The organism is Streptomyces buecherae (assembly GCF_014295035.1).
GTDB lineage: Bacteria > Actinomycetota > Actinomycetes > Streptomycetales > Streptomycetaceae > Streptomyces > Streptomyces youssoufiensis.
Window position 1 is genome coordinate 1,061,412 of the sequence record NZ_CP060404.1, and the last position, 22,360, is coordinate 1,083,771.

The following is a 22,360-nucleotide window of genomic DNA, read 5'->3' on the forward strand; positions in this document are numbered from 1 at the left end:
GCGCTCCGGCCGACCGGGACGCACGGTGCCGACCCGGGCACGCGGCGGCCGGTGGCCACCGCTCCGGCGGCGGGCCGATCCATTCCGCGTGACCGTGTTCCGTCTGATCACGACGGGGCACTCGGGTCGGGAGCCGCCCGACATCGCGAACGCAAGGAGGCAACATGCGCCTTTCGGATCTCCGTCCGGTCCTCCCCCACTCCGGCCCCTGGGCCTCGGTCTACGTCGACACCTCGCACACCACGGAGGACGCGGCCAAGCACCAGGAGCTGACGGCCCGCGCCGCGACCCAGCAGCTCGCCGAGCTCGGCGCGAGCCCCGCGGCCCGCGACGCGGTCTACAAGGCCCTGTTCAACGGCCCGGACGCCGGGCCGATCGGCCGCCCCCCGACGTCCGGCAAGCGCGCCGGACGCGCCGTCTTCGCCACGGACGGCGAGGTCGTGCTCGACGTGCCGCTCCCGGGCCCGCCGGCGACCCCGATGACCACCTGGTCCGCGCTGCCGAGGGTCACGCCCCTGCTGCGGTCCATCGGCGACCCGACGCCGTGCCTGGTGGCGTACGTGGACCGCACCGGGGCCGACTTCGAGGTCCGCGACGACGCCGGACGGCGAGAGACGGGGCAGGTCAGCGGGGCCGACTGGCCGATACACAAGACCGCGTCGGCCGACTGGTCGGAGCGGCACTTCCAGACGGCCGTGGAGAACACATGGGAGCAGAACGCGGCCGAGATCGCCAACGCCGCCCACGAGATGTGGCAGCGCTGCGGCGCCGAGGTGATGCTGCTGGTCGGCGACGCCCGTGAGCGCAAGGCGGTGCGCGACCGGCTGCCCGGACCGCTGCGGGCGGTGACCGCGGAGAGCGAGCACGGCGCCCGGTCGACCGGCTCCGGCAGCGCACGGCTCGAACGCGACATCGCCCAGGTACGGGCCGCGCACGAGACCGAGCACGTGCGGGAGGTACTGGACCGCTACCACGCCGCGACGCACGACGACGGCGGCGGCAACGCCATCTCGGGAGTGCCCGCGCTGGTGGAGGCGGCCCGCGAGCACCAGATCGACACGCTGTTGGTCACCCCGGACGGCCAGGACACCGGCCGCGAGGTGTGGATCGGGCCGGAGGGTGACCAACTGGCCGTCCGCAGCACCGAGTTGCAGTACCTGGGCGCGGCGCGCCCCGCACCGGCCCGGGCGGACGACGCGCTGGTGCGCGCGGCCGTGGCCAGCGGGGCCGAGGCCGTCGTCGTCAGCGACCCGACCGCCGCCCCGGTGGGCGGCCTCGGCGCACTCCTGCGCTGGCCGGCCAACCCCCACTAGCGGCGGGGCCACCCGTCCGCGCGTCAGCGAGGCGGCGCCCCCGCACCCGGCGTGCGACCGTCCGGCGTCGCCGCGGTGGCGTCGGACGGCGCGGGGTCGAGGGCCACGTCGAGCACGTCGACGAGTCTGCGCAGCTTCTGCTGCGCGCGCGGCGCGTGGGCGCGCGGCACGCGGATCACGGCGGTGGTCACCCTCGCCGGCGCGGCGGTGGCCCCGCTCGCCGAGGCCCCGGCGGACGCGCTCGCGTCCGCCGGGGCCGCCGTGTACGCGAAGTCCGACACCTGGTGGTGGTTGAGGATGGCGGCGAGCCGGGCGAGGGTGCCACGGCCGGGGCGGAGCGTGACGGTGAGCCGGATGTGTTCCATGCGTGGTGGTCCTGTCTCTGGGTCCGGAAACAGAGAAGACCCCTCGCGAGGCGCGAGAGGTCTGCGTGCGGGCGGTGAGTACGGGGAGGTCACTTCCCCGGGCTCGGTGCCGGCACGCCGCGGCTAATGATCCGCTGCTGCATGGCGGGCATGCTGGCAGAAACCGACCACATCCCGGAGGGGCATCTCATACTGCGGACGGGCCGGGGCGTCGGCGGGGCGGGCGCGGGTGACGCCGCGCGGTGCGGGGCGCCTACGGCCGGGGTCACGGGCGCCGGGCGCACTCGGCGCGCAGCCCGGCCGTCAGGACGCGGATTCCGAAGTCGAAGCGCGCGTCGAAGTCGACGAACCGCTCCCACGGGGTGGCGGCCAGCCGCGGGTAGCGCCCGCCCCGTACCGAGGCCGCGAGCAGTTCGGTCTCGCCGCCGGTCGCCCCCTGCTGCTCGAGCACCTCGCCGAGCACGTAGCTGAAGAGGGTGGTGGCGGCCCACAGCGCCTTCTCCGGGGGCAGTTCCGCCTCCCCCAGGATCGCCAGCATGGTGTCGGCGAGGGTGAGCGTGGCCTGCTGGGCCGTGTAGGTGCCGCCGACGATACGCGCGCCGTCCCGTTGCGCGAGGAGCGTCTCGCGCAGCGCGCGGGCGAGGGCCGCGGCGCGCTCCTCCCAGGTGTCGCCGGTGAGGTCGGCGCGCGCGAGGACACCGGCCAGCAGCGTCTCGGCCGTCTCGTCGAGCAGTGCCTGCTTGTTGTCGAACAGCCGGTAGAGCGTGGGTAGTTGCACCTCAAGACTCGCGGCGAGCCGACGCATCGTCAGCGATTCCAGCCCGCCGGAGTCGACCAGCGCCAGCGCCGTCCGCGCCACCGTCTCGGCCCGCAGCGGCGTCCTGGCCCGGCTGCGGTCCCCCTGAGTTCTCATTGACACGTTAACAACGTTATCACTACCTTGAATTCACTGGTGATAACAACGTTAACGTTTTTTTGGGGGTGGCCCATGCGACAGGTGGCCCCGGCTCGCCCGCGCACACAGGCGGACGAGCTGGCGATGGTGGTACGGCAACTGCGGTGGGAGGCCGTGGGCGTGGTCTCCGTCGAGCTGGCCGCGGCGGACGGGGGCGACCTGCCGCCGTGGCGCCCCGGCGCCCACATCGAGCTGGTCCTGCCCACCGGGATCGCCCGCCAGTACTCGCTGTGCGGCTCGGTGGCGGACCGCTCCCGCTACCGCGTCGGAGTGCTGCGCGAGCGCGGCAGCCGGGGCGGTTCGGAGTACGTGCACGCCTTCCTACGCCCGGGACAGCCGGTGCGGGTGCGCGGCCCACGGGACAACTTCGGCTTCCGCCCGGAGCCGGCGTACCTGTTCATCGCGGGCGGCATCGGCATCACGCCGATCCTGCCGATGGTGCGGGAGGCCGTGCGCCGGGGCGTGCCGTGGCGCCTGGCGTACGGCGGTCGCACGGCGGCCTCGATGGCCTTCCTCGACGAACTCGCGCCCCACCGCGCACACGTGTGGCGCTACCCGAAGGACGAGGCGGGCCGCATGCCGCTCGACGACTGGCTCGCCCGGCCCCGCCCCGGCACCGCCCTGTACGCCTGCGGTCCCGAGTCCCTGCTGACCGCGGTCGAGGAGGGGAGCGCGCACTGGGAACCGGGCGCCGTGCGCATGGAGCGGTTCGCGGCGCGGCCCAGGCCGGCCGGGTCACGGGCCGAGGTCGAGGTGGTGTGCGCGCGGTCGAAGGCGACGGTGACCGTGCCCGGCGACCGCTCCGTTCTGCGCGCGCTCGAAGCGGCCGGTGTGCCGGTGGTCGGCTCCTGCCGGGAGGGCGTCTGCGGTACGTGTGAGACCCGGGTGCTCGACGGCGAACCCGAGCACCTGGACGACATCCTCACGGCGGACGAGCGCGCGGCCGGCGACCGCATGTACCCCTGCGTCTCCCGGGCGCGCGGGAGACGGCTGGTGCTCGATGTGTGACCGCTCGACGGCTGACGGGGCGGCGCGGTGCGCGCCGCGAGGAGGACGACCATGACCGAGACCATCGACCCGCCGCGCGGGGCCGCACCGGCCCGGACGGCGGCCGACGCCTACCGGCCGATCGACCTGGCCCGGGTGCGCGAGGTGCTGGGCCACCCGCTGCCCTTCATCGCGGAGAAGAAGGAGCCCTACCTCGGGGAGTTCGCCACCCGCTTCATCGCGCACAGCACCTTCTGCGTGGTGGCCTCCGCCGACGAGCTGGGCCAGTTGGACACCAGCCCCAAGGGCGACCCGCCGGGTGCGGTGCGGGTGCTCGACCCGTGGACGCTGGCCCTGCCCGAGCGCCCCGGCAACCGGCTCGCCGACACCTTCGAGAACGTGTCCCGCAACCCGGCCCTGGGGCTCGCGTTCTTCGTGCCGGGGGTGCGCGAGGTGCTACGGGTGAACGGGGACGCGTTCATCACCGACGACCCCGAACTGCTCGACCGGCTCGGCGCCGAGGGCAAGCCCGCGGTGCTCGCGACCATCGTGCGGGTCCGCGAGGTGTTCGGGCAGTGCGGGAAGGCCGTGATCCGGGCCAGGCTGTGGGACGGCGACGCCCGCGGCCTCGCCGAGGCCCTGACCCTCGGCAGCAGCTTCTCCGCCCTGACCGTCGCGGAGAACGCCGGCAAGATGGCCCGCACCCTCGGCGACCAGGTCGGCTCCCTGGACGCCACGCTGGAACACCACTACGAGAACGACCTCTACTAAAAGGCCCGCCGCTCCCCGCGCCCACACACCCGACGCCCCGGACCCTGCCGGTCCGGGGCGTCGGGTCCCGCCGCGACGTACGGGCTAGCTCGCGCCGCCGGGACCGGGCTGGCTCACGCCGTCCGGGTCGGCCCGGTCGAGGGCCGGGCGCGGGCCCGGGCCGGTCTCAAGCAGGAGGTAGTCCGCGACGGCCGTGTCCGTGACGAGGCTGGTCACCAGGCCGGAGCGGAGCACCGCGCCGATCGCCTCGGCCTTGCGCAGCCCGCCCGCGATGGCCACCACCTCCGGGATGCGGCGCAGCCGGTCGGCCTCCACCGTGATGCAGCGCTCCCCGAGGTCGCGGCCGATGCGGCGGCCCTCGGTGTCGAAGAGGTGGGCCGACATCTCCGCGGCGGCGCCGAGCGAGGCGTACTGCGCCCGCTCCTCGTCGCTGAGCATGTCGTAGACGGTGGAGATGCCCGGCGCCCAGGAGCCGATGGACACGGCCGCCACGGTGACCTTGTCGAAGTACTCGAAGGCGCGGGCGATGCCGGGCTGGCGGCGCAGCGCGGCGGCGGTCGCCGAGTCGGGCAGCAGCATCGGCGCGTAGATGGGGTGGGCCTCGCCACCGGAGACGGCCGCCGCCCGGCGCACCGCCTCGACCGAGCCGCGCTCGGCCGTGCCCGCGTCGTACACGCCGGTGAGCTGGACGACGGTGCACGGCGGGAGACGGTGCAGGGCGGCGGCCATGTTGATGGTGGACCGGCCCCAGGCCAGACCCAGCACGTCGCCCTCGTCGACCAGCTCGCCGAGCAGGTCAGCGGCCACCTCGCCGAGGTTCTCCGGGTCGGTGGGGGCGGTCGTCGCCGGGCCCGCCGCGTCGTCCAGGCCGTCCGTCAGGGCCGGCGCGGACTCGACCACCACCGCGTGGCGCAGCCCGTAACGGGCGCGCAGGGCGTCCGAGCGCTCGGCGTCGAGCTCGGCGGGCACCCGGATCTCGATGCGCACCAGATCGCGGTCGAGCGCGGTCTCCAGCACCCGGGCCACCTTGAAGCGGCTGACGCCGAACTCCTCGGCGATTTGAATCTTGGACTTGCCCTCCAGGTAGAAGCGGCGCGCCATAGCCGCCGCCTGCACCAGCTCGGCGGGTCCCATCCGCGTGGCTGAACGGCCCGTCGACACCGCGTTCTCCTCACTGTTCACGTTCTGGACTCAACCGTCATCCTGTCAGAAACGGCGGTCCTTGGTTCGCCCTTTACCTTGGCGTTCACCAAGCCGTGGCTCAGTGTCCGCACGCCCACGCGGCGGTGGCGGTCGCCTCCTGCGCCTGGGCCCGCAGTCGGCGTACGGCGCCGGCCGGGTCGTCGGCGCCGTAGACGGCGGAACCGGCGACGAACACGTCGGCTCCGGCCTCAGCACAGCGTTCAATGGTCGAAGACGAAACCCCTCCGTCCACTTGCAGCCACATCTGGAGGCCGTGCCGCCCGATCAACTCCCGGGTGCGGCGGATCTTCGGCAGCATGATGTCGAGGAACGCCTGCCCGCCGAAGCCGGGTTCGACCGTCATGACCAGCAACATGTCGAGTTCGGGCAGCAGATCCTCGTACGGCTCGATGGGCGTCGCCGGCTTGAGCGCCATGGAGGCGCGCGCCCCCTTGGCCCGGATCTCGCGCGCCAGCCGCACCGGCGCGCGCGCCGCCTCGACGTGGAAGGTCACCGAGGACGCGCCGGCCTCCACGTACTGCGGGGCCCAGCGGTCCGGGTCCTCGATCATCAGGTGGCAGTCGAGCGGAACGCCCGACGCCTTGCCGAGCGACTCGACGACCGGCACACCGAGCGTCAGGTTCGGCACGAAGTGGTTGTCCATGACATCAACGTGCAACCAGTCGGCGCCGTCGGGGCCCGACACGGCTGCGGCCTCCTCCGCCAGTCGGGAGAAGTCGGAGGAAAGGATGCTGGGACTGATCTGAACGGCCATGCCGCCAAGCCTGCCACGCCGGGCGCCCACGGGCAGCGCCGGGATCACCGCGACGCCACCGCCCGGGCCTCTCCGGGCGGCCGGGCGGCCAGGTCACGCGCGTGCGCCCGCCCGCTGGCGCGGGTCGCGGCCGGATGGTCGGGGGGGCCGGGTGGTCGGGCCGGGGGGACGCGGCGCGGGCGACCAGCGCGCGGGCCGCGAACCGGGGGTCGCGCGCGGCTCGTTGTCGGCCGCACCGGGCCAACTCGCGGGCCGGCCCGGGCCGCCGGCCGGGTGCCCTACCGGGTGGTGACCTTGTGGACGGTGGTGTCGTCGGGGCGCAGCGGGCGCCCGTCCAACGACTGGACCTCCAGCGCGCGCAGGCGGTGCCCGTCGCGGCGGTCGACCAGTCGCGAGTGCTCCTCGCCGGGGGCGAAGAAGTGCGCCTCGCCCCACTGCCGCAGCGCCACGATGACGGGGAACAGGGCCTCGCCCTTCGGGGTCAGCACGTACTCGCGGTAGGCGCTACCGTCCGACGCCGGGACGGACGCGAGGACGCCGCCGGCGACCAGCGCCCGTAGCCGCGCGGTGAGGATGTTCTTCGCCACGCCCAGACCGCGCTGGAACTCCCCGAAGCGGCGGCTCCCGTCGAAGGCGTCGCGCACGATCAGCAGGGACCACCAGTCGCCGATGGCGTCCACCGACCGCGCGACGGGGCAGTCGCTGTCGTCGAACCGGGTCCTCGTCACCATGCCGTCCTCCACTCCCCGCGCTTCCACTCTGGTTGCAACATGCTACCGGCAAGGCTAGCGTGCCGACTGGTAGCAAGTTGAAACCACATGTGGAGGGGTACCGAATGGCCACCGACCGCGCGCCCGCACCGCCCCCGACCTCGGCCCGGGCCACGCCCCGGGCCGAGGAGGCGCCCGGGTACGTCCTGTCCCGTGGGGTCCTGCTGCTCTTCGCCGTCGCCTGCGGGACCGCGGTGGCCAACGTGTACTTCGCCCAACCGCTCCTGGTGACCGTCGGCCAGGACCTCGCCATGAGCCCGGCGCTGGTCGGCGGCGTCGTCACGCTCACGCACGTCGGATACGGGCTGGGCCTCTTCTTCCTCGTACCGCTGGGCGACGTGGCCGACCGCCGGCGGCTCGTCGTGGTCCAACTGCTGCTCCTGGTCGCGGCGTTGGCGACGATCGCCGTGGCCCCCACGGCGGCGGTCCTGCTCGCGGGCATGGTCGCCATGGGGCTGCTCGCCGTCGTCACCCAGACGCTGGTGGCCTTCGCGGCCTCGCTGGCCCCGCCCGCCCAGCGCGGACGCGTCGTCGGCCTGGTGACCAGCGGCGTGGTCAGCGGCATCCTGCTCGCCCGCACCGCCTCCGGCGCCATGGCCGACCTCGCGGGCTGGCGCTCCGTCTACCTCGCGTCGGCGGTGCTCACCGCGCTGCTCGCGCTGGTCCTGCACCGCGTGCTGCCGCGCCACACCGGCGCCCCGCCGGCGGCCCTGGGCTACGGGCGGCTCCTGCGCTCCACGGTCACCCTCTTCGCGCGGGAGCGCCTGCTGCGCCTGCGGGCCGCGCTCGGCCTGCTGATCTTCACCGCGTTCAGCACGCTGTGGAGCGGCGTCGCGCTGCCGCTGAGCGAGGCGCCGCACTCCCTGTCGCACACCGCGATCGGGGCCTGGGGGCTGGTCGGAGTGGTGGGCGCGCTGGCCGCGACGGTGGCGGGCCGGCTGAACGACCGCGGACTCGCGCGGTGGACCACCGGCGCCGCCCTCGCGCTGCTCGCCGTCTCCTGGCTACCGCTGGCCCACACCCGCGACTCGCTGTGGGCGCTGGCCGTGGGCGTCGTCCTGCTCGACCTCGCCGTGCAGGCCGTCCACGTCACCAACCAGACCCTGATCCACGCCCGGCACCCGGCCGCGGGCAGCCGCCTGATCGGCGGGTACATGGTCTTCTACTCGATCGGCAGCGCCACCGGCGCCATCGCCGCGACCACCCTGTACGCGGCGGCCGGCTGGGGCGCCGTCTGCGCCTTCGGCGCCACGGTCAGTTGCCTCGCGCTCGCGCTGTGGGCACTCACACGAGAGGACGCCCGGAGCCGGGCCACCGAGGAAGGCGACGCCTGACGGCGCGAGGCCGGCACCTCAATCCGTACGGCGCAGCAACGCCAGGTACATCGCGTCCGTGCCGTGCAGGTGCGGCCAGAGCTGCACGTCGGGGCCGTCGCCGAGGCCGGGGACGTCGGGCAGCAGGGGGCGGGCGTCGATCCACTCGGCGCCGCCGGCCGACTTCAGCACGTCGTCCACGACGGCCCGGGTCTCGGCCAGGTGCGGCGAACACGTCACGTACGCCACCACGCCGCCGACCCGCGCCGCGGCCAGCGCCTCGCGCAGCAGCCCGCGCTGGAGCGGGGCGAACCCCTCCAGGTCCGCCGGCCGGCGCCGCCAGCGCGCCTCCGGGCGCCGGCGCAGCGCGCCGAGGCCGGTGCACGGCACGTCCACCAGGACCCGGTCGAAGGAGCCGGGCCGCCACACCGGACGGGTGCCGTCGGCGGTGACCACCTGGTACGGGCCCGGGTTGCCGGCCAGCGCGCGGGCCACCAGGCGGGCCCGGTGCGGCTGCTTCTCCGCCGCCAGCAGCGTCGCGCCGCGTTGCGCGGCGAGCGCCGCCAGCAGCGCGGCCTTGCCGCCGGGGCCCGCACAACCGTCGAGCCACCGCGCGTCGGCGCCCTCGACCGGCGCGTTGGCCAGCGCCATGGCCACCAACTGGCTGCCCTCGTCCTGCACGCCGGCGCGCCCCTCGCGGACCGCGTCCAGCGCCCCCGGCTCACCGCCGTCCACCAGCCGCACCGCGTACGGCGACCAGCGACCCGGCAGGGCCCGGTCCTCGCCCGCCGCCGCCAGCAACTCGTCCGCGCCCGAGCGCCCCGGGCGGGCGACCAGCGTGACCTCGGGGCGCTCGTTGTCGGCCGCGAGCAGGTCCTCGATCCCGGCCCGGCCGCCGCCCAGCGCGTCCCACAGCGCGGAGACCACCCAGCGCGGGTGGGCGTGCATGACGCCCAGGTGCGCCTCGGGGTCCTCGTCGTACGGCGGGGCGACGCGGCGCAGCCAGCCGTCGAGGTCGTCCGCGGCGATCTTCCGCAGCACGGCGTTGACGAACTTGGCCCGCCCGTCCCCCAGCACCACCCGCGCCAGCTCCACGGTCGCGCTGACCGCGGCGTGCGTCGGAATCCGGGTGCCGAGGAGCTGGTGCGCCCCCAGGCTGAGCACGTCGAGCACCGGCGGGTCCACCTCGCGCAGCGGCCGGTCCACGCACTCGGCGACGATCTCGTCGTACGTGCCCTGCCAGCGCAGCGTGCCGTACACCAGCTCGGTCGCGAGCGCGGCGTCCCGCGCGTCGAACCCGCCGTCCTCCCTGGCCTTGCGCAACAGCGGGGGCAGTACGAGGTTGGCGTAGGCGTCACGCTCGTCGACGGCCCGCAGCGCCTCGAAGGCGAGCACCCGCACGGGGTCCTTCTTCGGTCGGCGGTAGGGCTTGGCTGGACGGCGGCGATCGTTCACGAAAGGTGCTCCGGAGCTGGGAAGACGAACGCTCCCAGCGTACGTGCCGCGGCGGGCCCCGCGCGCTGCGCGCCCCCGCCACGGCCCCGGGCCGCCCCGGGCGGGTCGGGGCCGGGCGCGGCCGGCGTCACCCGACCGCCGGCCGCACCACGTCGTGGATCAGGCGCAACTGCTCGTCCACGCTGGCCACCCCGGCCAACTCCCGCCCGGTGAACGCCCCAACCAGCGTCTGGTCGGTGATCGCGCAGATCACGTGGTTGATGCCGGCGGGCACGAGCTGGGTACGGATCGCCTCCGCGCACTCCTCGGGCGTCCCGGCGATCGACAGCCGCTCGACCACCTGCGGGCTGGTCAGCTCGATGCCACGGGCCAGATCGCCGGCGCGCACCGCGTCGAGGACGGGCCGCAGCTCGCCCGGGTCCACTCCGTTGCGTCGCAGTTGCTCGTCGGGCATGGCCGACGCGTACAGGCCGACCATGCTGCGCGCGGCCTCCTTGGCCGGCGCGGACTCCGGGCCGGTGGCGAAGACGACCCACGCGCCCAGGTCCAGGCTCCGCCAGTCCCGCCCCGCGCGCTCCGCGCCCGCGCGCACGTGCTCCACCGCGTACGTCAGCGCCTCGCGCGTGCAGCTCATGGCGTGGTGACAGCCGTCCGCCAACTCCCCAGCGGCCTCGAAGGACTTCGGCCCGCGCATCGCCCCCAGCTTGAGCGGCAGGTGTTCCTGTACGGGACGGGCGAAGGTGAACAGCCCCTCGTAGCTGAAGAACTCGCCCCGGCGCGTGATGGTGCCCTCGTCCAGGAGGGTGCGCACCACGCCGAGCGCCTCCTTCACCCGCGACAGCGGGCGGCCCCTCGTCCCCTCGATGCCGTACTGCGCCAACAGCCCGAAGTTGCCACTGGCCAGCACTGCCTCGGCGCGCCCGTGGGAGAGTTCGTCCAGCGTGGCCAGCGCCTGGGCGATCAGCGTCGGCTCGCGCAGCGTGACCGGGGAGGCGCTCGGGCCGAGTCGGATGTTCCGGGTCTGCCCGGCGGCCACCGCGAACAGCGACCACAGGTCCTTGTGCCAGGTCTCGTCCGCCGCGTAACACGCGTGGAAACCGAGTTCGTCGGCGAGCCGGATGGAGGCGAGGGAGTCCTGGAGCGGATAGTCGGGAAGCAGGGCGTAGCTGAACCGCATGAGCGCCACCTCATCTCGTCGGGGACGACCAGCGCGGGCGTGAACCGCCGCCACTCCCAGGGGAGTTGGGCCCGCCGCACCGCCAGCAGTCTGGACAGCCGGTGGCACGCTGTCCAGGGCGCGACCGGGCCCCGCCGAGCCGAGCCGACGCCGGCCCCGCCGCGCGTGAGGCCGGCGCGCGTGAGGCCGACGCGCGTGAGGCCGACGCGTCTGGGCCTGACGCGGCGGGCGCCGCCTGGCTACGCCTCGAACCGCTCCCCCGCCGCGATGCGCACCCCGCGCGCCCAGTCGGCCCCGGCCATCGGCTTCTTGCCCTGCGGCTGCACCCACAGCAACTCGACGGCGTGGCTGCCGGTGCCGGCGAACACGGCGTTCTTCGTCGCGGCGATCTCGCCCGGCGCGAGGTCGGTGCGGTCGGTGACCAGCCGTACGGACTTCACCTTCAGCCGCTCGCCACGGAAGACCGTCCAGGCACCCGGGGCCGGGGCGCAGCCGCGCACCACCCGGTCCACGCGCAGCGCGGGCACCGCCCAGTCGATCCGGGCGTCCTCCACCTCGATCTTCGGCGCGAGCGAGACGCCCTCGGCCGGCTGCGGCACCGGTCGCAGGGTGCCGTCCTCGATGCCGTCCATCGTCGCCGCGAGCAGCCCCGCGCCGGCGAAGGCGAGCCGGGTCAGCAGGTCACCGCTGGTGTCGGTGGGGCGCACCTGCTCGGTGAGGACGCCGTACACCGGCCCCGAGTCCAGGCCCTGTTCGATGAGGAAGGTGGAGGCACCAGTCATCTCGTCACCGGCGAGTACGGCGTGCTGCACGGGGGCCGCCCCGCGCCAGGCGGGCAGCAGCGAGAAGTGCAGGTTGACCCAGCCACGGGCCGGGATGTCCAGCGCGACCTTGGGCAGCAGCGCCCCGTAGGCCACCACCGGGCAGCAGTCGGGCGCGATCTCGCGCAGCCGGGCGAGGAAGTCCTCGTCGCGCGGTTTGACCGGCTTCAGCACCTCGATGCCGGCCTCCTCGGCGCGCTGCGCCACCGGGCTCGCGACCAGGCGCCGGCCGCGCCCGGCCGGCGCGTCGGGCCGGGTGACCACGGCCACGACCTCGTGCCGGTCTGACGCGAGCAAAGCGTCCAGGGCGGGTACGGCGACCTCGGGGGTACCGGCGAAGACGAGCCTCATGTCTGGCGGACTACCTCTCACACGCTGCGGAACGGCGCCCCAGTCTAGGCCGCCGCCTCACCCGGAGTCCCGCCGCCGGGGTCCGCTCGAACCCACCCGATCAGGGGGCGTACGCGATCGGCGTCGCGCGCCCCGGACCGTGACCACGAGGGCGGCTGTGGCGTTGGTCAAGTCAGATTGACCGAATCGGGCCGCTCCAGCGGCCCGATCCTTTTCCCAAGCGACTTCAACGCCGGTTCGAGAGGCTTGTTCATGGCCGACCACGCAACCCACGACGCCCAGGCTCGGGCCAGCCTGCATCTGCTGGTCCGGGACATCGAGCGGGTCCGGCGGCAGGTGGACGCACTGCGTACCCTCACCGCCCAGCTCGGCAACGTCTACCGCCCGCGACGCACCAGTCCGTCCGCGGGCTTCGTCGTCTACGGGCGGGCGCCAGCCCCCACGGTGCGGCTGGCGCAGGAGCTGCGGGACAGCATCGAGACGCTGGTGACGGCCGCGGTGGACTTCGACCGTTCGCTGGGCTTCTCGTGGGACGCGGTCGGCTCGGCGCTCGGCGTCACCAAGCAGGCGGTGCACCGGCGCTACGGCAGCCGCCGGTCCACGGCGACCGGCGGCGCCGAGGCCGGCGGCGAGGCGCTGCGCACGGCCGAGCGGCCGGCGGACGCCACGCCGATCGTCCCCGCCGCCCGCTCGATGCCCTCACTCCCCGCCCCGGCCGGCAGCCCGGCCCCCGCGCTCCGCGAGGACGCCCGCTCGGGCGCGCTCCCCGGACCGCGCAACGGCTGACGCCGCGACGCGGACTCCCCCTCTCCACCTGGCCCGGCGGCTCACCCCCGCCGGGCCAGCGTGGTGTGGGGCCAGCGCCGCACCGCCCCCGGCCGGCGCGCCCGGCCTCAGCCGATGTCGGGCGGGTCCACCCGCACCCACACCGGGTCGCCCTGCTTGCGCGTCAACCGCTGGGCCTGGGCCGCCTTGAGCGCGCTCGCCAGGGCCGCCCCCTGGCCCGGCCGCACCCGGATCAGGGCTCGCTCCCAGCCCCCCGGCTCCTCCGGCGCGCCGAGTCGCGGCGCTGACGGCTCGGCGCCCGCCGCGCGCGCCGGCCCCGGGCGCGGGTCCGCGGCCGGCACCGGGCCGAGGACCTCCGCCGTGTCCGGCAGCTCGACCAGGCGCAACAGGCCGGCGACCGCCGCGGGCGGCCCGGAGACCGCCGCCATCCGGGACACCGGCGGAAAGCCCAACTCCGCCCGCTCGCCCAGCTCCCGCGCCGCGTGCCCGGCGGGGTCCCAGCGCACCAGGGCCTGCACGGGGCGCAGCGTCGGCTCGGCCACGATGGTGACCACGCCGCCCGCGTCCTGCCCGCGCACCAGGGCCGCCGCCGTCAACCAGCGCCGCAGCGCCTCCTCGCTGGCGCGCAGATCCGGACGGGAGAGCAGCGCCCAGCCGTCGAGCAGCAGGGCCGCCGCGTACCCGGGGCCCGGGGCGATGGGCTCGGCGCCCGGCGTGGCGACCACGAGGGCGGGGCGGTCGGGTACGGACTCGCGTATGTGATCGCGCCCCGAGGCCAGCACCGGCACCTCGGGAAAGGCCCGCCCCAGCTCCTCGGCCGTGCGCTGGGCCCCGACGACCTGCGCCCGCGTACGCCGTCCGCCGCACTCCGCGCAGTGCCAGTCGGGGACCTCGGTCCCGCACCAGCCGCAACACAGCGCGGCGCCGGCGGCCGGCGCCTGCACCGGCCCCTGGCAGCGCCCGCACCGCGCCGGCGTACGACAGCTCGCGCAGGCGAGCCGGGGCACGTAACCCCACCTCGGGACCTGTACGAGGACCGGCCCGTGCCGCAGCCCCTCGCGCGCGGTCTGCCAGGCGAGGCTGGGCAGCCGGGCGGCGCGGGCCCCGGCGTCCCGCCCCAACTGCTCGTCGCCGACCGTGCGGATCAACGGGGCAACCCCGCGGGCCACTTCGCGCTCGGCGGCGAGCGGCAGCGCCCAGCGGGTCTCCACGAGCTGGGCCGCCTCGACCGTACGGCTGACGCTGCCCAGCAGGAACGCCGTGCGCTCGTGCGCGCTGCGCAGCAGCAGCACCTCGCGGGCGTGCGGCTGCGGGGCGTGCCGCTCGCTGTGGTTGCTGTCGCCGTCCTCCCAGATCGCGACGAGGCCCAACCGGTGCACGGGGGCGAACATCGCGGCCCGCGTGCCGACCACGGCGCGCAGCGCGCCACGGTTGATCGCCAACCAGCGGCGGTAGCGCTCCTCGGGACCGCTGTCGGCGGTGAGCAGCACATGCTGTCCGGGGCCGAGCAGCTCGCTGAGGGCGGCGTCCACGCGGGCCGCGCTGCGACCGTCGGGCAGCACGGCGAGCGCGCCACGGCCGGCGGCGAGCGTGGCGGCCATGGCACGGGCCAGCTCCATCGGCCAGCCGGGCCCCGGCAGCGCGGTCCACACCGCGCGCGGGGCGTCTCCCCTGGCCAGCGCGCGCAGGAAGCTCGGCCCGTGCGGATAGCGCGCCCAGCTCCCGGGCTCGGGCGGCGCGGGCGGCGGCAGCGGCGCGGGGGACGGCTGGGCCTCCACCCGCGCGTGCCGCTGCGGCACGGCGAGCTGGAGCACGTCGGCCAGCGACCCCGCGTACCGGTCGGCGACCATGCGGCACACGGTGAGCAGCTCGGGCCGCAGGGCCAGCTCCGGCGAGAGGACCTGGGCGATGGCGGCGAGCGGGCCCTGGTAGTCCGACTCGGCGACGCGGTCCAGGATGTACCCGTCGAGGAGCCCGCCGCCCTCGCGCCGCCCGCCGCGGACCTGCCCGGTGCCGGCGCCGAACCGCACCCGCACCCGCACCCCGGGCTGCGCGGCGGCGTCCAGCTCGGCCGGGACCGCGTAGTCCCACAGCTTGTCCAGGTGTACCGGGCCCTTGTCGACGAGCACCCGCGCCACGGGCCGCTCCCTGGCCAGCGGCGCGCCGCGCCAGGTGCGCGGCTTGGCCTTGGGCGCCTTGGTCCTGCGCACCGTCTCGCGAATCAGCGCGAGCTGCTCCCCGGCCCCATCGCCCGCGCCACGCCCGTCGCCGGTCGTCTCCTCCCCCGCCCGAGCGCCCCGCCCGGCCGCCGCGTCACCAGCCCTCCCACCGCCGCGCCCCGCACGCGCCGGCTCGTCACCCGACTGCCCGTTCTCGCTGCTCACAGCATCAGTCTTAGCAGACGGCACTGACAGGGGGCCGGGCCGCGCACACCACGCCGGCCAGGCCAACCGCTCGCACCGGGCCGTGCCACGACGCCCGCCACCCGGCCCCGGCACAACGCCCGCGGCCCCGAACCCTCAACGGGTCCGGGGCCGCGGGCGTGCTGGACGGGCCGGCGCGCGAGCGCGCCGTCAGGCGTCGCTACGTGCCGCTCAGAGGCCGGCGGCCTGCCGCAGCGCGTCCACCCGGTCCGTGCGCTCCCAGGTGAAGTCCGGCAGCGGGCGGCCGAAGTGGCCGTACGCGGCGGTCTGGGCGTAGATCGGGCGGAGCAGGTCGAGGTCGCGGATGATCGCGGCCGGGCGCAGGTCGAAGACCTGGGTGATGGCCTGCTCGATGCGCTCGGCGTCGACGGTGGCGGTGCCGAAGGTCTCCACGAAGAGACCGACCGGCTCGGCCTTGCCGATCGCGTACGCGACCTGGACCTCGCAGCGCGAGGCGAGGCCCGCGGCGACCACGTTCTTGGCGACCCAGCGCATGGCGTACGCGGCCGAGCGGTCCACCTTGGACGGGTCCTTGCCGGAGAAGGCGCCGCCGCCGTGCCGGGCCATGCCGCCGTAGGTGTCGATGATGATCTTGCGGCCGGTGAGGCCGGCGTCGCCCATCGGGCCGCCGATCTCGAAGCGGCCGGTCGGGTTGACCAGCAGCCGGTAGCCCTCGGTCTCCAGCTTGATGCCGTCGTCCACCAGGGCCTTGAGCTCCGGCTCCACGACGAACTCGCGGATGTCGGGGGCGAGCAGCGAGTCCAGGTCGATGTCGGAGGCGTGCTGCGAGGAGACGACCACGGTGTCCAGGCGGACGGCCTTCTCGCCGTCGTACTCGATGGTGACCTGGGTCTTGCCGTCGGGGCGCAGGTACGGGATCGTCCCGTTCTTGCGCACGTCGGACAGGCGGCGCGAGAGCCGGTGCGCCAGGTGGATCGGCAGCGGCATCAGGTCGGGGGTCTCGTCGCAGGCGTAGCCGAACATCAGCCCTTGGTCGCCCGCGCCCTGCTTGTCGAGGTCGTCGTCCTTGTCCCCGTCGGACGAGCCTTCGACCCGGGCCTCGTACGCGGTGTCGACACCCTGGGCGATGTCGGGCGACTGCGCGCCGATGGAGACGGAGACGCCACAGGAGGCCCCGTCGAAGCCCTTCTTGGAGGAGTCGTAACCGATCTCAAGGATCTTGTTGCGCACGAGGGAGGCGATCGGCGCGTACGCCTTCGTCGTCACCTCGCCTGCGACGTGCACCAGTCCGGTGGTGATCAGGGTCTCAACGGCGACCCGCGAGTGCGGGTCCTCCTTGAGGAGGGCGTCGAGGATGGTGTCGCTGATCTGGTCAGCGATCTTGTCAGGGTGGCCCTCGGTCACAGACTCCGAGGTGAACAGGCGGCGGGACACATCGCTCCCTGGGGTTGCAGCGGCTGCTGGCTGAGCATGGGCGGAGACGCACGGGAGCTGCGCCCACGCGAATCCGAGGTCAGTTTATCGGTCGTTCTCGCCGATTGGGCCGCGTGTCTCGCAACACGGGCGCAGGGTGACTTGTCACACACACTTGCGTGGGGTGAATGAGGTGTTCGGCAACACACTGGGGGGCTTTTTCACGCCGACTTCGGTGACACCCGGTTGACCGGGGATCTCGCGTGCTCCCGCCGGCTCCGGCGGTACGTGGAAGAGGTCGGGGCCCGGGGTGCGCCCGCCGCCCCGCGCGCGCCGGGCCTGGGGCGCGCGGGGCGGCGAGGCGGGGTTCAGGCGTCGGTCGCCGGGGGCAGCGCGCGGGCGACCAGGTCCCAGACGGTCTCGGCGAGCGCCTCCTTGGGCCCGTACGGGACGGGGGTCTCGCTGCCGTCGGCGCCGAGCACGACGGCCTCGTTCTCCTCCGCGCCGAACGTCTTGTGCTCGCCCACCTCGTTGACGACCAGCAGGTCACAGCCCTTGCGGGCGAGCTTGGCCCGGCCGTTGGGCACCACGTCGTCGGTCTCGGCCGCGAAGCCGACGACGAGCTGACCGGGGCGGGCGCGTTCGGCCGAGAGCTCGGCGAGGATGTCCGGATTCCGCACCAGCGCGATGGGCTCGGGCTCCTGCCCGTCCCGCTTCTTGATCTTGCCGGTCGCGTACGTCGCGGGTCGGAAGTCGGCCACGGCCGCAGCCATGACCACCACGTCCGCGTCGGGCGCCGCCTTCAGCATGGCCTCGCGCAGTTGCACCGCCGTACCCACGCGCACCACGTCCGCGCCGGCCGGGTCGGGCAGCGCGCTGTTCGCGGAGACGAGGGTCACCCGCGCACCACGGGCCACAGCCGCGCGGGCCAGCGCGTACCCCTGCTTGCCCGAGGAGCGGTTGCCCAGGAAGCGCACCGGGTCCAGCGGCTCCCGGGTGCCTCCGGCGCTCACCACCACGTGCCGGCCCGCGAGGTCGCGCCGGGTGCCGGCGGCCGGGCCGGCGGCCAGCACGCGGCGACAGACCTCGAAGATCTCGCCCGGGTCCGGCAGCCGGCCCTTGCCGGTGTCCACGCCGGTCAGCCGGCCGACGGCGGGCTCGATGACCACCGCGCCGCGCCGCCGCAGCGTCGCCACGTTCTCCCGCGTCGCCGGGTGCTCCCACATCTCGGTGTGCATGGCCGGCGCGAAGACGACCGGGCAGCGGGCCGTGAGCAGGGTGTTGGTCAGCAGGTCGCCGGCGAGCCCGTGGGCGGCCTTGGCCAGCGTGTCGGCGGTGGCCGGGGCGACCACGACCAGGTCGGCCGCCTGCCCGATGCGTACGTGCGCCACCTCGTGCACGTCCGTCCAGACCTCCGTGGAGACCGGGTGGCCGGACAGCGCCGACCAGGTCGCCTCGCCGACGAAGTGCAGGGCGGACGCGGTGGGCACCACCCGTACGTCGTGGCCCGACTCGGTCAGGCGGCGTAGCAGCTCACACGCCTTGTAGGCGGCGATGCCGCCGCTCACGCCCAGCACCACGGAGGGCTTGCGGGCCGCGCCACCGGCTGCCGCCGGCTCGCCCGCCCCGGTGTGTGGTTCCCGCCCCGCGCCCGCCGTCGCTTCGGCCGCCGGCTGGTTGGTGGACTCTTCCATCGCTCGCTTCTCCCCGCGCTCTCGCATGGGCCCATGACACACCACGGGCCCGGCAGCCGCTCCCCCGGCCTGCGCCGGAGGCCCGCTGCCGGGCCCGTGGTGTGAGAAAAACCTACCGCTCGCGCGGCTACTGCGCCGGGCCCTCGATGGCCTCGGAGGTCAGCAGGCCCGCGTTGATCTCGCGGAGCGCGATCGACAGCGGCTTCTCGTGGACGTGGGTGTCCACGAGCGGGCCGACGTACTCCAGGAGGCCCTCGCCGAGCTGCGAGTAGTACGCGTTGATCTGACGAGCACGCTTGGCGGCGTAGATCACCAGGCTGTACTTCGAGTCGGTGGCCTCAAGCAGCTCATCAATCGGCGGGTTGATGATGCCCTCGGGCGCGGTGATGGAAGAGGACACTCTCTGCCTTCCGATCGGGTTCAGCGATGTCGCGGACGCCTTCGGCGACCGCGTCGGTGACGGTGTCACCGGGCGTGTGTCTGATGGCATCTGTTGCGCACGGCGCTGGTCACATAGCGCGCCGTACTGATCGTCAACGACGATAACGGCGGTGTGATGCTTGCCGTACCGAGCGTTGACGAGGGTCGAAGAAATCAGAGCAGATCAGACCACTCGCATCAAGGCTAGCAGCTCAGCGCTGACGTCCTCGACGGAGGTGTTGACCAGGGTGGTGTCGAACTCGGACTCGGCGGCCAGCTCGACCTTCGCCGCCGCCAGCCTGCGCTCGATCACCTCCGGCGGCTCGGTGCCCCGCCCGGTCAGGCGGCGCACCAACTCGTCCCAGCTCGGCGGGGCCAGGAAGACCAACTGCGCCTCCGGCATCGACTCGCGGACCAGCCGGGCGCCCTGGAGGTCGATCTCCAGCAGCACCGGCTCCCCCGCCTTAAGGCGGTCGAGGACCGCCCGGCGCGGGGTGCCGTAGCGGTTGCCCGCGAACTCGGCCCACTCCAGCAGCTCTCCGTTGGCGACGAGCTTGTCGAACTCCTCGTTCTCGACGAAGAAGTACTGGACGCCGTGCCGCTCGCCGGGACGCGGCTTGCGGGTGGTGGCGGAGACCGAGAGCCATACCTCGGGATGGGCCTGGCGCAGGTGCGCGACGACCGTGCTCTTGCCGACCCCGGAGGGGCCGGAGAGCACGGTCAGCCGCGGACGTGCGTCCGGAGGTACGGGGGATACCGCCTGCGAAGCGAGAGGGCTGGTCGCCCCCTGGGGATGTGCTGCCATGCGGCGATTATCCAGGTTCCCGGGAGCGCCGGAAAACGTCAGGCGGCCTTGCCGCCGAACTCACGCTCCAGGGCGGCGATCTGGTTGGAGCCGAGACCGCGCACCCGGCGGCTCTCGGAGATGCCGAGCCGCTCCATGATCTGCTTGGCACGAACCTTGCCCACGCCAGGGAGGGACTCAAGGAGCGCGGAGACCTTCATCTTGCCGATGACGTCGTCCTGTTGACCCTGCTGGATGACGTCGTGCAGCGAGGCACCGGAGTTCTTGAGTCGATTCTTGACCGCGGCGCGCTCCCGGCGAGCCGCGGCGGCCTTTTCGAGCGCGGCTGCGCGCTGTTCAGGGGTAAGGGGCGGAAGAGCCACGCCTACGTCACCTCGGATATCGAACTGTCGGATACGGACCGGTGAGGAACCTAGTCGCCCCTCACCAGGGTGAGCAACGCGCAACACACCTGCGCGTTGTGCTCTCGTCGGAGACTAGCGGCCACGGCCGCTCCAGTCAGCGAGAACAGACGAAAAGTCCTGGTCAGACTCGCTCGACCAGGACTTTTCGGGGCAAAAACACCGGGTTCTGAGGTACTTATTTCACGGCTACCCGCACGTCGTCGGCGATTCTGGCCGCCGCGACGCGCAACGCGGCGGCGTCCGGACCGTGGCGCAGCACCCCACGACTCACGCTGGGCACCACGTTCCCCACCGCGTCGCCGAAGACCGCCGGGAGGTCGGCGGGGGTCGCGCCCTGGGCGCCGATGCCCGGCGCGAGGAGCGGCCCGTCGATGGCGAGCGAGCCGCCGGCGGCGGCGAGCGCGTCGCCCAGCGTGGCGCCCACCACCGCGCCGAAGGAGCCCAGCGGCCGGCCCTGACCCTGCCAGGCGGCGCGCTCGGCGGCGTTGCGCTCGGCGAGGTGGCCCAGCACCGTGGCGGCGACACCGCGGCCGTCGGCGCGCACCGCGTGCTGCACCTCGGCGCCCTCCGGGTTGGAGGTCAGCGCCAGCACGAACAGGCCGCAGCCGCTCGCGCGGGCCAGCTCGACGGCCGGGTCGAGCGAGCCGAAGCCCAGGTAGGGGCTGACGGTGAGCGCGTCCGAGAACAGCGGCGAGGCGGGGTCGAGGTAGGCGGCGGCGTACGCGGCCATGGTGGAGCCGATGTCGCCGCGCTTGGCGTCCATCAGCACCAGGGCCCCGGCGGCGCGCGCCTCGGCGACGGTGCGCTCGAGCACGGCCACCCCCCGCGAGCCGAACCGCTCGAAGAACGCGGACTGCGGCTTGAGCACGGCCACCCGGTCGGCCAGGGCCTCCACCACGGTGCGCGAGAACCGCTCCAGGCCCGCCACGTCGTCGCCCAGGCCCCAGTCGGCGAGCAGCGAGGCGTGCGGGTCGATGCCCACGCACAGCGGCCCGCGGGTCTCCATGGCCTGCCGCAGCCGGGCGCCGAAGGCGGCGGGGGCCTGCGGGCCGCCGGTGACGTCCGTGGCCTGCGGGGTCGGGGTGTCGCTCATGCCGCCTGCTCCTTGGTCTCGGCCCCCACCGCGTCGGCCAGGGTGGCGTACGGGCTGGCTGCCAGGCGGGCGGCCAGCCCCTTGTGCAGGGCGCGGCACCACAGCGGGCCCTGGTAGATGAAGGCGCTGTAGCCCTGGATCAGGGTGGCGCCGGCCAGGATGCGCTCCCAGGCGTCGTCGGCGTCCTCGATGCCGCCCACGCCGACCAGGGTGACCCGGTCGCCGACGCGCCCGTACAGCCGGCGCAGGACCGCGAGCGAGCGCTCCTTGACCGGGGCGCCGGAGAGGCCGCCGGTCTCCGCCACCAGCGCGGGGTCGCTGGTCAGGCCGAGGCCGTCGCGGGCGATGGTGGTGTTGGTGGCGATGATGCCGTCCAGGCCGAGTTCGACGGCGAGGTCGGCGACGGCGTCGATGTCCTCGTCCGCCAGGTCGGGGGCGATCTTGACCAGCAGCGGGACGCGGCGGGTGGTGACCGTGCGGTCGGCCGCCTCGCGCACGGCGGTCAGCAGCGGGCGCAGGTGTTCCACGGCCTGGAGGTTGCGCAGCCCGGGGGTGTTGGGCGAGGAGACGTTGACGACCAGGTAGTCGGCGTGGCTGGCGAGCCGCTCCGTGGAGGTGACGTAGTCGGCGATGGCCTCCGCTTCGGGGACCACCTTGGTCTTGCCGATGTTGACGCCGACGGTAGCCCTGAAGGCGGGGCGGCGGGCGGCGAGCCGGGCGGCGACGGCGGCGGAGCCCTCGTTGTTGAAGCCCATCCGGTTGATCAGCGCGCGGTCGCCCACCAGGCGGAAGAGGCGCTTGCGCGGGTTGCCCGGCTGGGCGTGGCCGGTGACCGTGCCGATCTCGACGTGGTCGAAGCCGAGCATGGTCATCCCGTCGATGGCCATGGCGTTCTTGTCGAACCCGGCGGCCAGCCCGAACGGGCCGTGCATCCGCAGGCCCAGGGCCTCGGTGCGCAGCTCCTTGTACCGGGGGGCGAGCACGGCGGCGACGAGGGTGCGCAGGACGGGGACGCGGGCGACGAGCCTGATCCAGCCGAAGGCGAGGTGGTGGGCCCGTTCGGGGTCCATCCGCTGGAAGAGGAGTCGGAACAGGAGCGGGTAAGGGTTCATGCGGGCGCGGGCTT

At 74.5% G+C, this 22,360-nt stretch carries 21 protein-coding genes; 5 read left to right on the forward strand and 16 right to left on the reverse strand.

Going from position 1 to position 22,360, the window contains the following annotated elements:
* Nucleotides 1-164: 164 nt before the first annotated feature.
* Nucleotides 165-1,313: a baeRF2 domain-containing protein gene (locus H7H31_RS03835; protein WP_187062216.1), complete on the forward strand. Its 1,149-nt coding sequence runs from the start codon at nucleotides 165-167 to the stop codon at nucleotides 1,311-1,313.
* A gap of 23 nt (nucleotides 1,314-1,336) precedes the next feature.
* On the opposite strand, the gene H7H31_RS03840 is transcribed toward H7H31_RS03835, so the two are convergent.
* Nucleotides 1,337-1,678, reverse strand: a complete 342-nt coding sequence (locus H7H31_RS03840; RefSeq protein ID WP_187062217.1) for a hypothetical protein — start codon at nucleotides 1,676-1,678, stop codon at nucleotides 1,337-1,339.
* Nucleotides 1,679-1,943: 265 nt separating this feature from the next.
* A complete protein-coding gene (locus H7H31_RS03845) occupies nucleotides 1,944-2,591 on the reverse strand; it encodes a TetR/AcrR family transcriptional regulator C-terminal domain-containing protein (RefSeq protein WP_187062221.1) in 648 nt (215 codons plus the stop codon).
* Nucleotides 2,592-2,666: 75 nt separating this feature from the next.
* Between H7H31_RS03845 and H7H31_RS03850 the strand changes: the two genes are divergently transcribed.
* Nucleotides 2,667-3,641, forward strand: coding sequence for a PDR/VanB family oxidoreductase (locus H7H31_RS03850; protein WP_187062218.1), 975 nt, complete (start codon nucleotides 2,667-2,669; stop codon nucleotides 3,639-3,641).
* A gap of 51 nt (nucleotides 3,642-3,692) precedes the next feature.
* Complete coding sequence (locus H7H31_RS03855) at nucleotides 3,693-4,391, forward strand: MSMEG_1061 family FMN-dependent PPOX-type flavoprotein (RefSeq protein WP_187062219.1); 699 nt, start codon at nucleotides 3,693-3,695, stop codon at nucleotides 4,389-4,391.
* 84 nt (nucleotides 4,392-4,475) lie between these two features.
* Here H7H31_RS03855 and H7H31_RS03860 read toward each other — a convergent pair whose 3' ends face one another.
* The 3 genes from H7H31_RS03860 to H7H31_RS03870 form a co-directional block, all read right to left on the reverse strand.
* Nucleotides 4,476-5,525, reverse strand: a complete 1,050-nt coding sequence (locus H7H31_RS03860; protein ID WP_187062222.1) for a sugar-binding transcriptional regulator — start codon at nucleotides 5,523-5,525, stop codon at nucleotides 4,476-4,478.
* A 127-nt stretch (nucleotides 5,526-5,652) separates the two neighbouring features.
* Nucleotides 5,653-6,348, reverse strand: a complete 696-nt coding sequence (rpe, locus tag H7H31_RS03865; RefSeq protein WP_187062220.1) for a ribulose-phosphate 3-epimerase — start codon at nucleotides 6,346-6,348, stop codon at nucleotides 5,653-5,655.
* A 278-nt stretch (nucleotides 6,349-6,626) separates the two neighbouring features.
* Nucleotides 6,627-7,079 carry a winged helix-turn-helix transcriptional regulator gene (locus H7H31_RS03870; RefSeq protein WP_187061215.1) on the reverse strand — a complete coding sequence of 151 codons (453 nt, stop codon included), beginning with the start codon at nucleotides 7,077-7,079 and terminating at the stop codon, nucleotides 6,627-6,629.
* 104 nt (nucleotides 7,080-7,183) lie between these two features.
* Between H7H31_RS03870 and H7H31_RS03875 the strand changes: the two genes are divergently transcribed.
* The gene (locus H7H31_RS03875) at nucleotides 7,184-8,452 is read left to right on the forward strand and encodes an MFS transporter (protein ID WP_187061216.1); all 1,269 of its coding nucleotides are present in this window, start codon (nucleotides 7,184-7,186) and stop codon (nucleotides 8,450-8,452) included.
* 18 nt (nucleotides 8,453-8,470) lie between these two features.
* Here H7H31_RS03875 and H7H31_RS03880 read toward each other — a convergent pair whose 3' ends face one another.
* From H7H31_RS03880 to fmt, 3 genes are all read right to left on the reverse strand, one after another.
* Nucleotides 8,471-9,886, reverse strand: a complete 1,416-nt coding sequence (locus tag H7H31_RS03880; RefSeq protein ID WP_187061217.1) for an RsmB/NOP family class I SAM-dependent RNA methyltransferase — start codon at nucleotides 9,884-9,886, stop codon at nucleotides 8,471-8,473.
* A gap of 127 nt (nucleotides 9,887-10,013) precedes the next feature.
* Nucleotides 10,014-11,063 carry an LLM class flavin-dependent oxidoreductase gene (locus H7H31_RS03885; RefSeq protein ID WP_187061218.1) on the reverse strand — a complete coding sequence of 350 codons (1,050 nt, stop codon included), beginning with the start codon at nucleotides 11,061-11,063 and terminating at the stop codon, nucleotides 10,014-10,016.
* 239 nt (nucleotides 11,064-11,302) lie between these two features.
* Nucleotides 11,303-12,235 carry a methionyl-tRNA formyltransferase gene (fmt, locus tag H7H31_RS03890; RefSeq protein WP_187061219.1) on the reverse strand — a complete coding sequence of 311 codons (933 nt, stop codon included), beginning with the start codon at nucleotides 12,233-12,235 and terminating at the stop codon, nucleotides 11,303-11,305.
* A gap of 252 nt (nucleotides 12,236-12,487) precedes the next feature.
* On the opposite strand from fmt, the gene H7H31_RS03895 reads away from it, so the two are divergent.
* Entirely contained in the window at nucleotides 12,488-13,021 is a 534-nt protein-coding gene (locus H7H31_RS03895; RefSeq protein ID WP_187061220.1) for a hypothetical protein, read from the forward strand.
* A gap of 107 nt (nucleotides 13,022-13,128) precedes the next feature.
* On the opposite strand, the gene H7H31_RS03900 is transcribed toward H7H31_RS03895, so the two are convergent.
* The 8 genes from H7H31_RS03900 to H7H31_RS03935 form a co-directional block, all read right to left on the reverse strand.
* Nucleotides 13,129-15,405: a primosomal protein N' gene (locus H7H31_RS03900; RefSeq protein WP_187117777.1), complete on the reverse strand. Its 2,277-nt coding sequence runs from the start codon at nucleotides 15,403-15,405 to the stop codon at nucleotides 13,129-13,131.
* 210 nt (nucleotides 15,406-15,615) lie between these two features.
* Nucleotides 15,616-16,839, reverse strand: a complete 1,224-nt coding sequence (gene metK / locus H7H31_RS03905; RefSeq protein ID WP_187060773.1) for a methionine adenosyltransferase — start codon at nucleotides 16,837-16,839, stop codon at nucleotides 15,616-15,618.
* A gap of 347 nt (nucleotides 16,840-17,186) precedes the next feature.
* A complete protein-coding gene (gene coaBC / locus H7H31_RS03910; RefSeq protein ID WP_232109671.1) occupies nucleotides 17,187-18,512 on the reverse strand; it encodes a bifunctional phosphopantothenoylcysteine decarboxylase/phosphopantothenate--cysteine ligase CoaBC in 1,326 nt (441 codons plus the stop codon).
* Nucleotides 18,513-18,639: 127 nt separating this feature from the next.
* Nucleotides 18,640-18,912, reverse strand: a complete 273-nt coding sequence (gene rpoZ / locus H7H31_RS03915) for a DNA-directed RNA polymerase subunit omega (RefSeq protein ID WP_005319902.1) — start codon at nucleotides 18,910-18,912, stop codon at nucleotides 18,640-18,642.
* A 204-nt stretch (nucleotides 18,913-19,116) separates the two neighbouring features.
* Complete coding sequence (gmk, locus tag H7H31_RS03920) at nucleotides 19,117-19,737, reverse strand: guanylate kinase (RefSeq protein ID WP_187060774.1); 621 nt, start codon at nucleotides 19,735-19,737, stop codon at nucleotides 19,117-19,119.
* A 38-nt stretch (nucleotides 19,738-19,775) separates the two neighbouring features.
* A complete protein-coding gene (gene mihF, locus H7H31_RS03925; RefSeq protein ID WP_176165020.1) occupies nucleotides 19,776-20,099 on the reverse strand; it encodes an integration host factor, actinobacterial type in 324 nt (107 codons plus the stop codon).
* A 217-nt stretch (nucleotides 20,100-20,316) separates the two neighbouring features.
* On the reverse strand, nucleotides 20,317-21,234 hold the full coding sequence (pyrF, locus tag H7H31_RS03930; protein ID WP_187060775.1) for an orotidine-5'-phosphate decarboxylase: 918 nt from the start codon (nucleotides 21,232-21,234) through the stop codon (nucleotides 20,317-20,319).
* Nucleotides 21,231-22,346 (reverse strand): quinone-dependent dihydroorotate dehydrogenase, encoded by a 1,116-nt coding sequence (locus H7H31_RS03935; RefSeq protein WP_187060776.1) that lies wholly within the window; start codon nucleotides 22,344-22,346, stop codon nucleotides 21,231-21,233. Before H7H31_RS03935 ends, pyrF begins: the two co-directional genes overlap by 4 nt.
* Nucleotides 22,347-22,360: the final 14 nt, after the last annotated feature.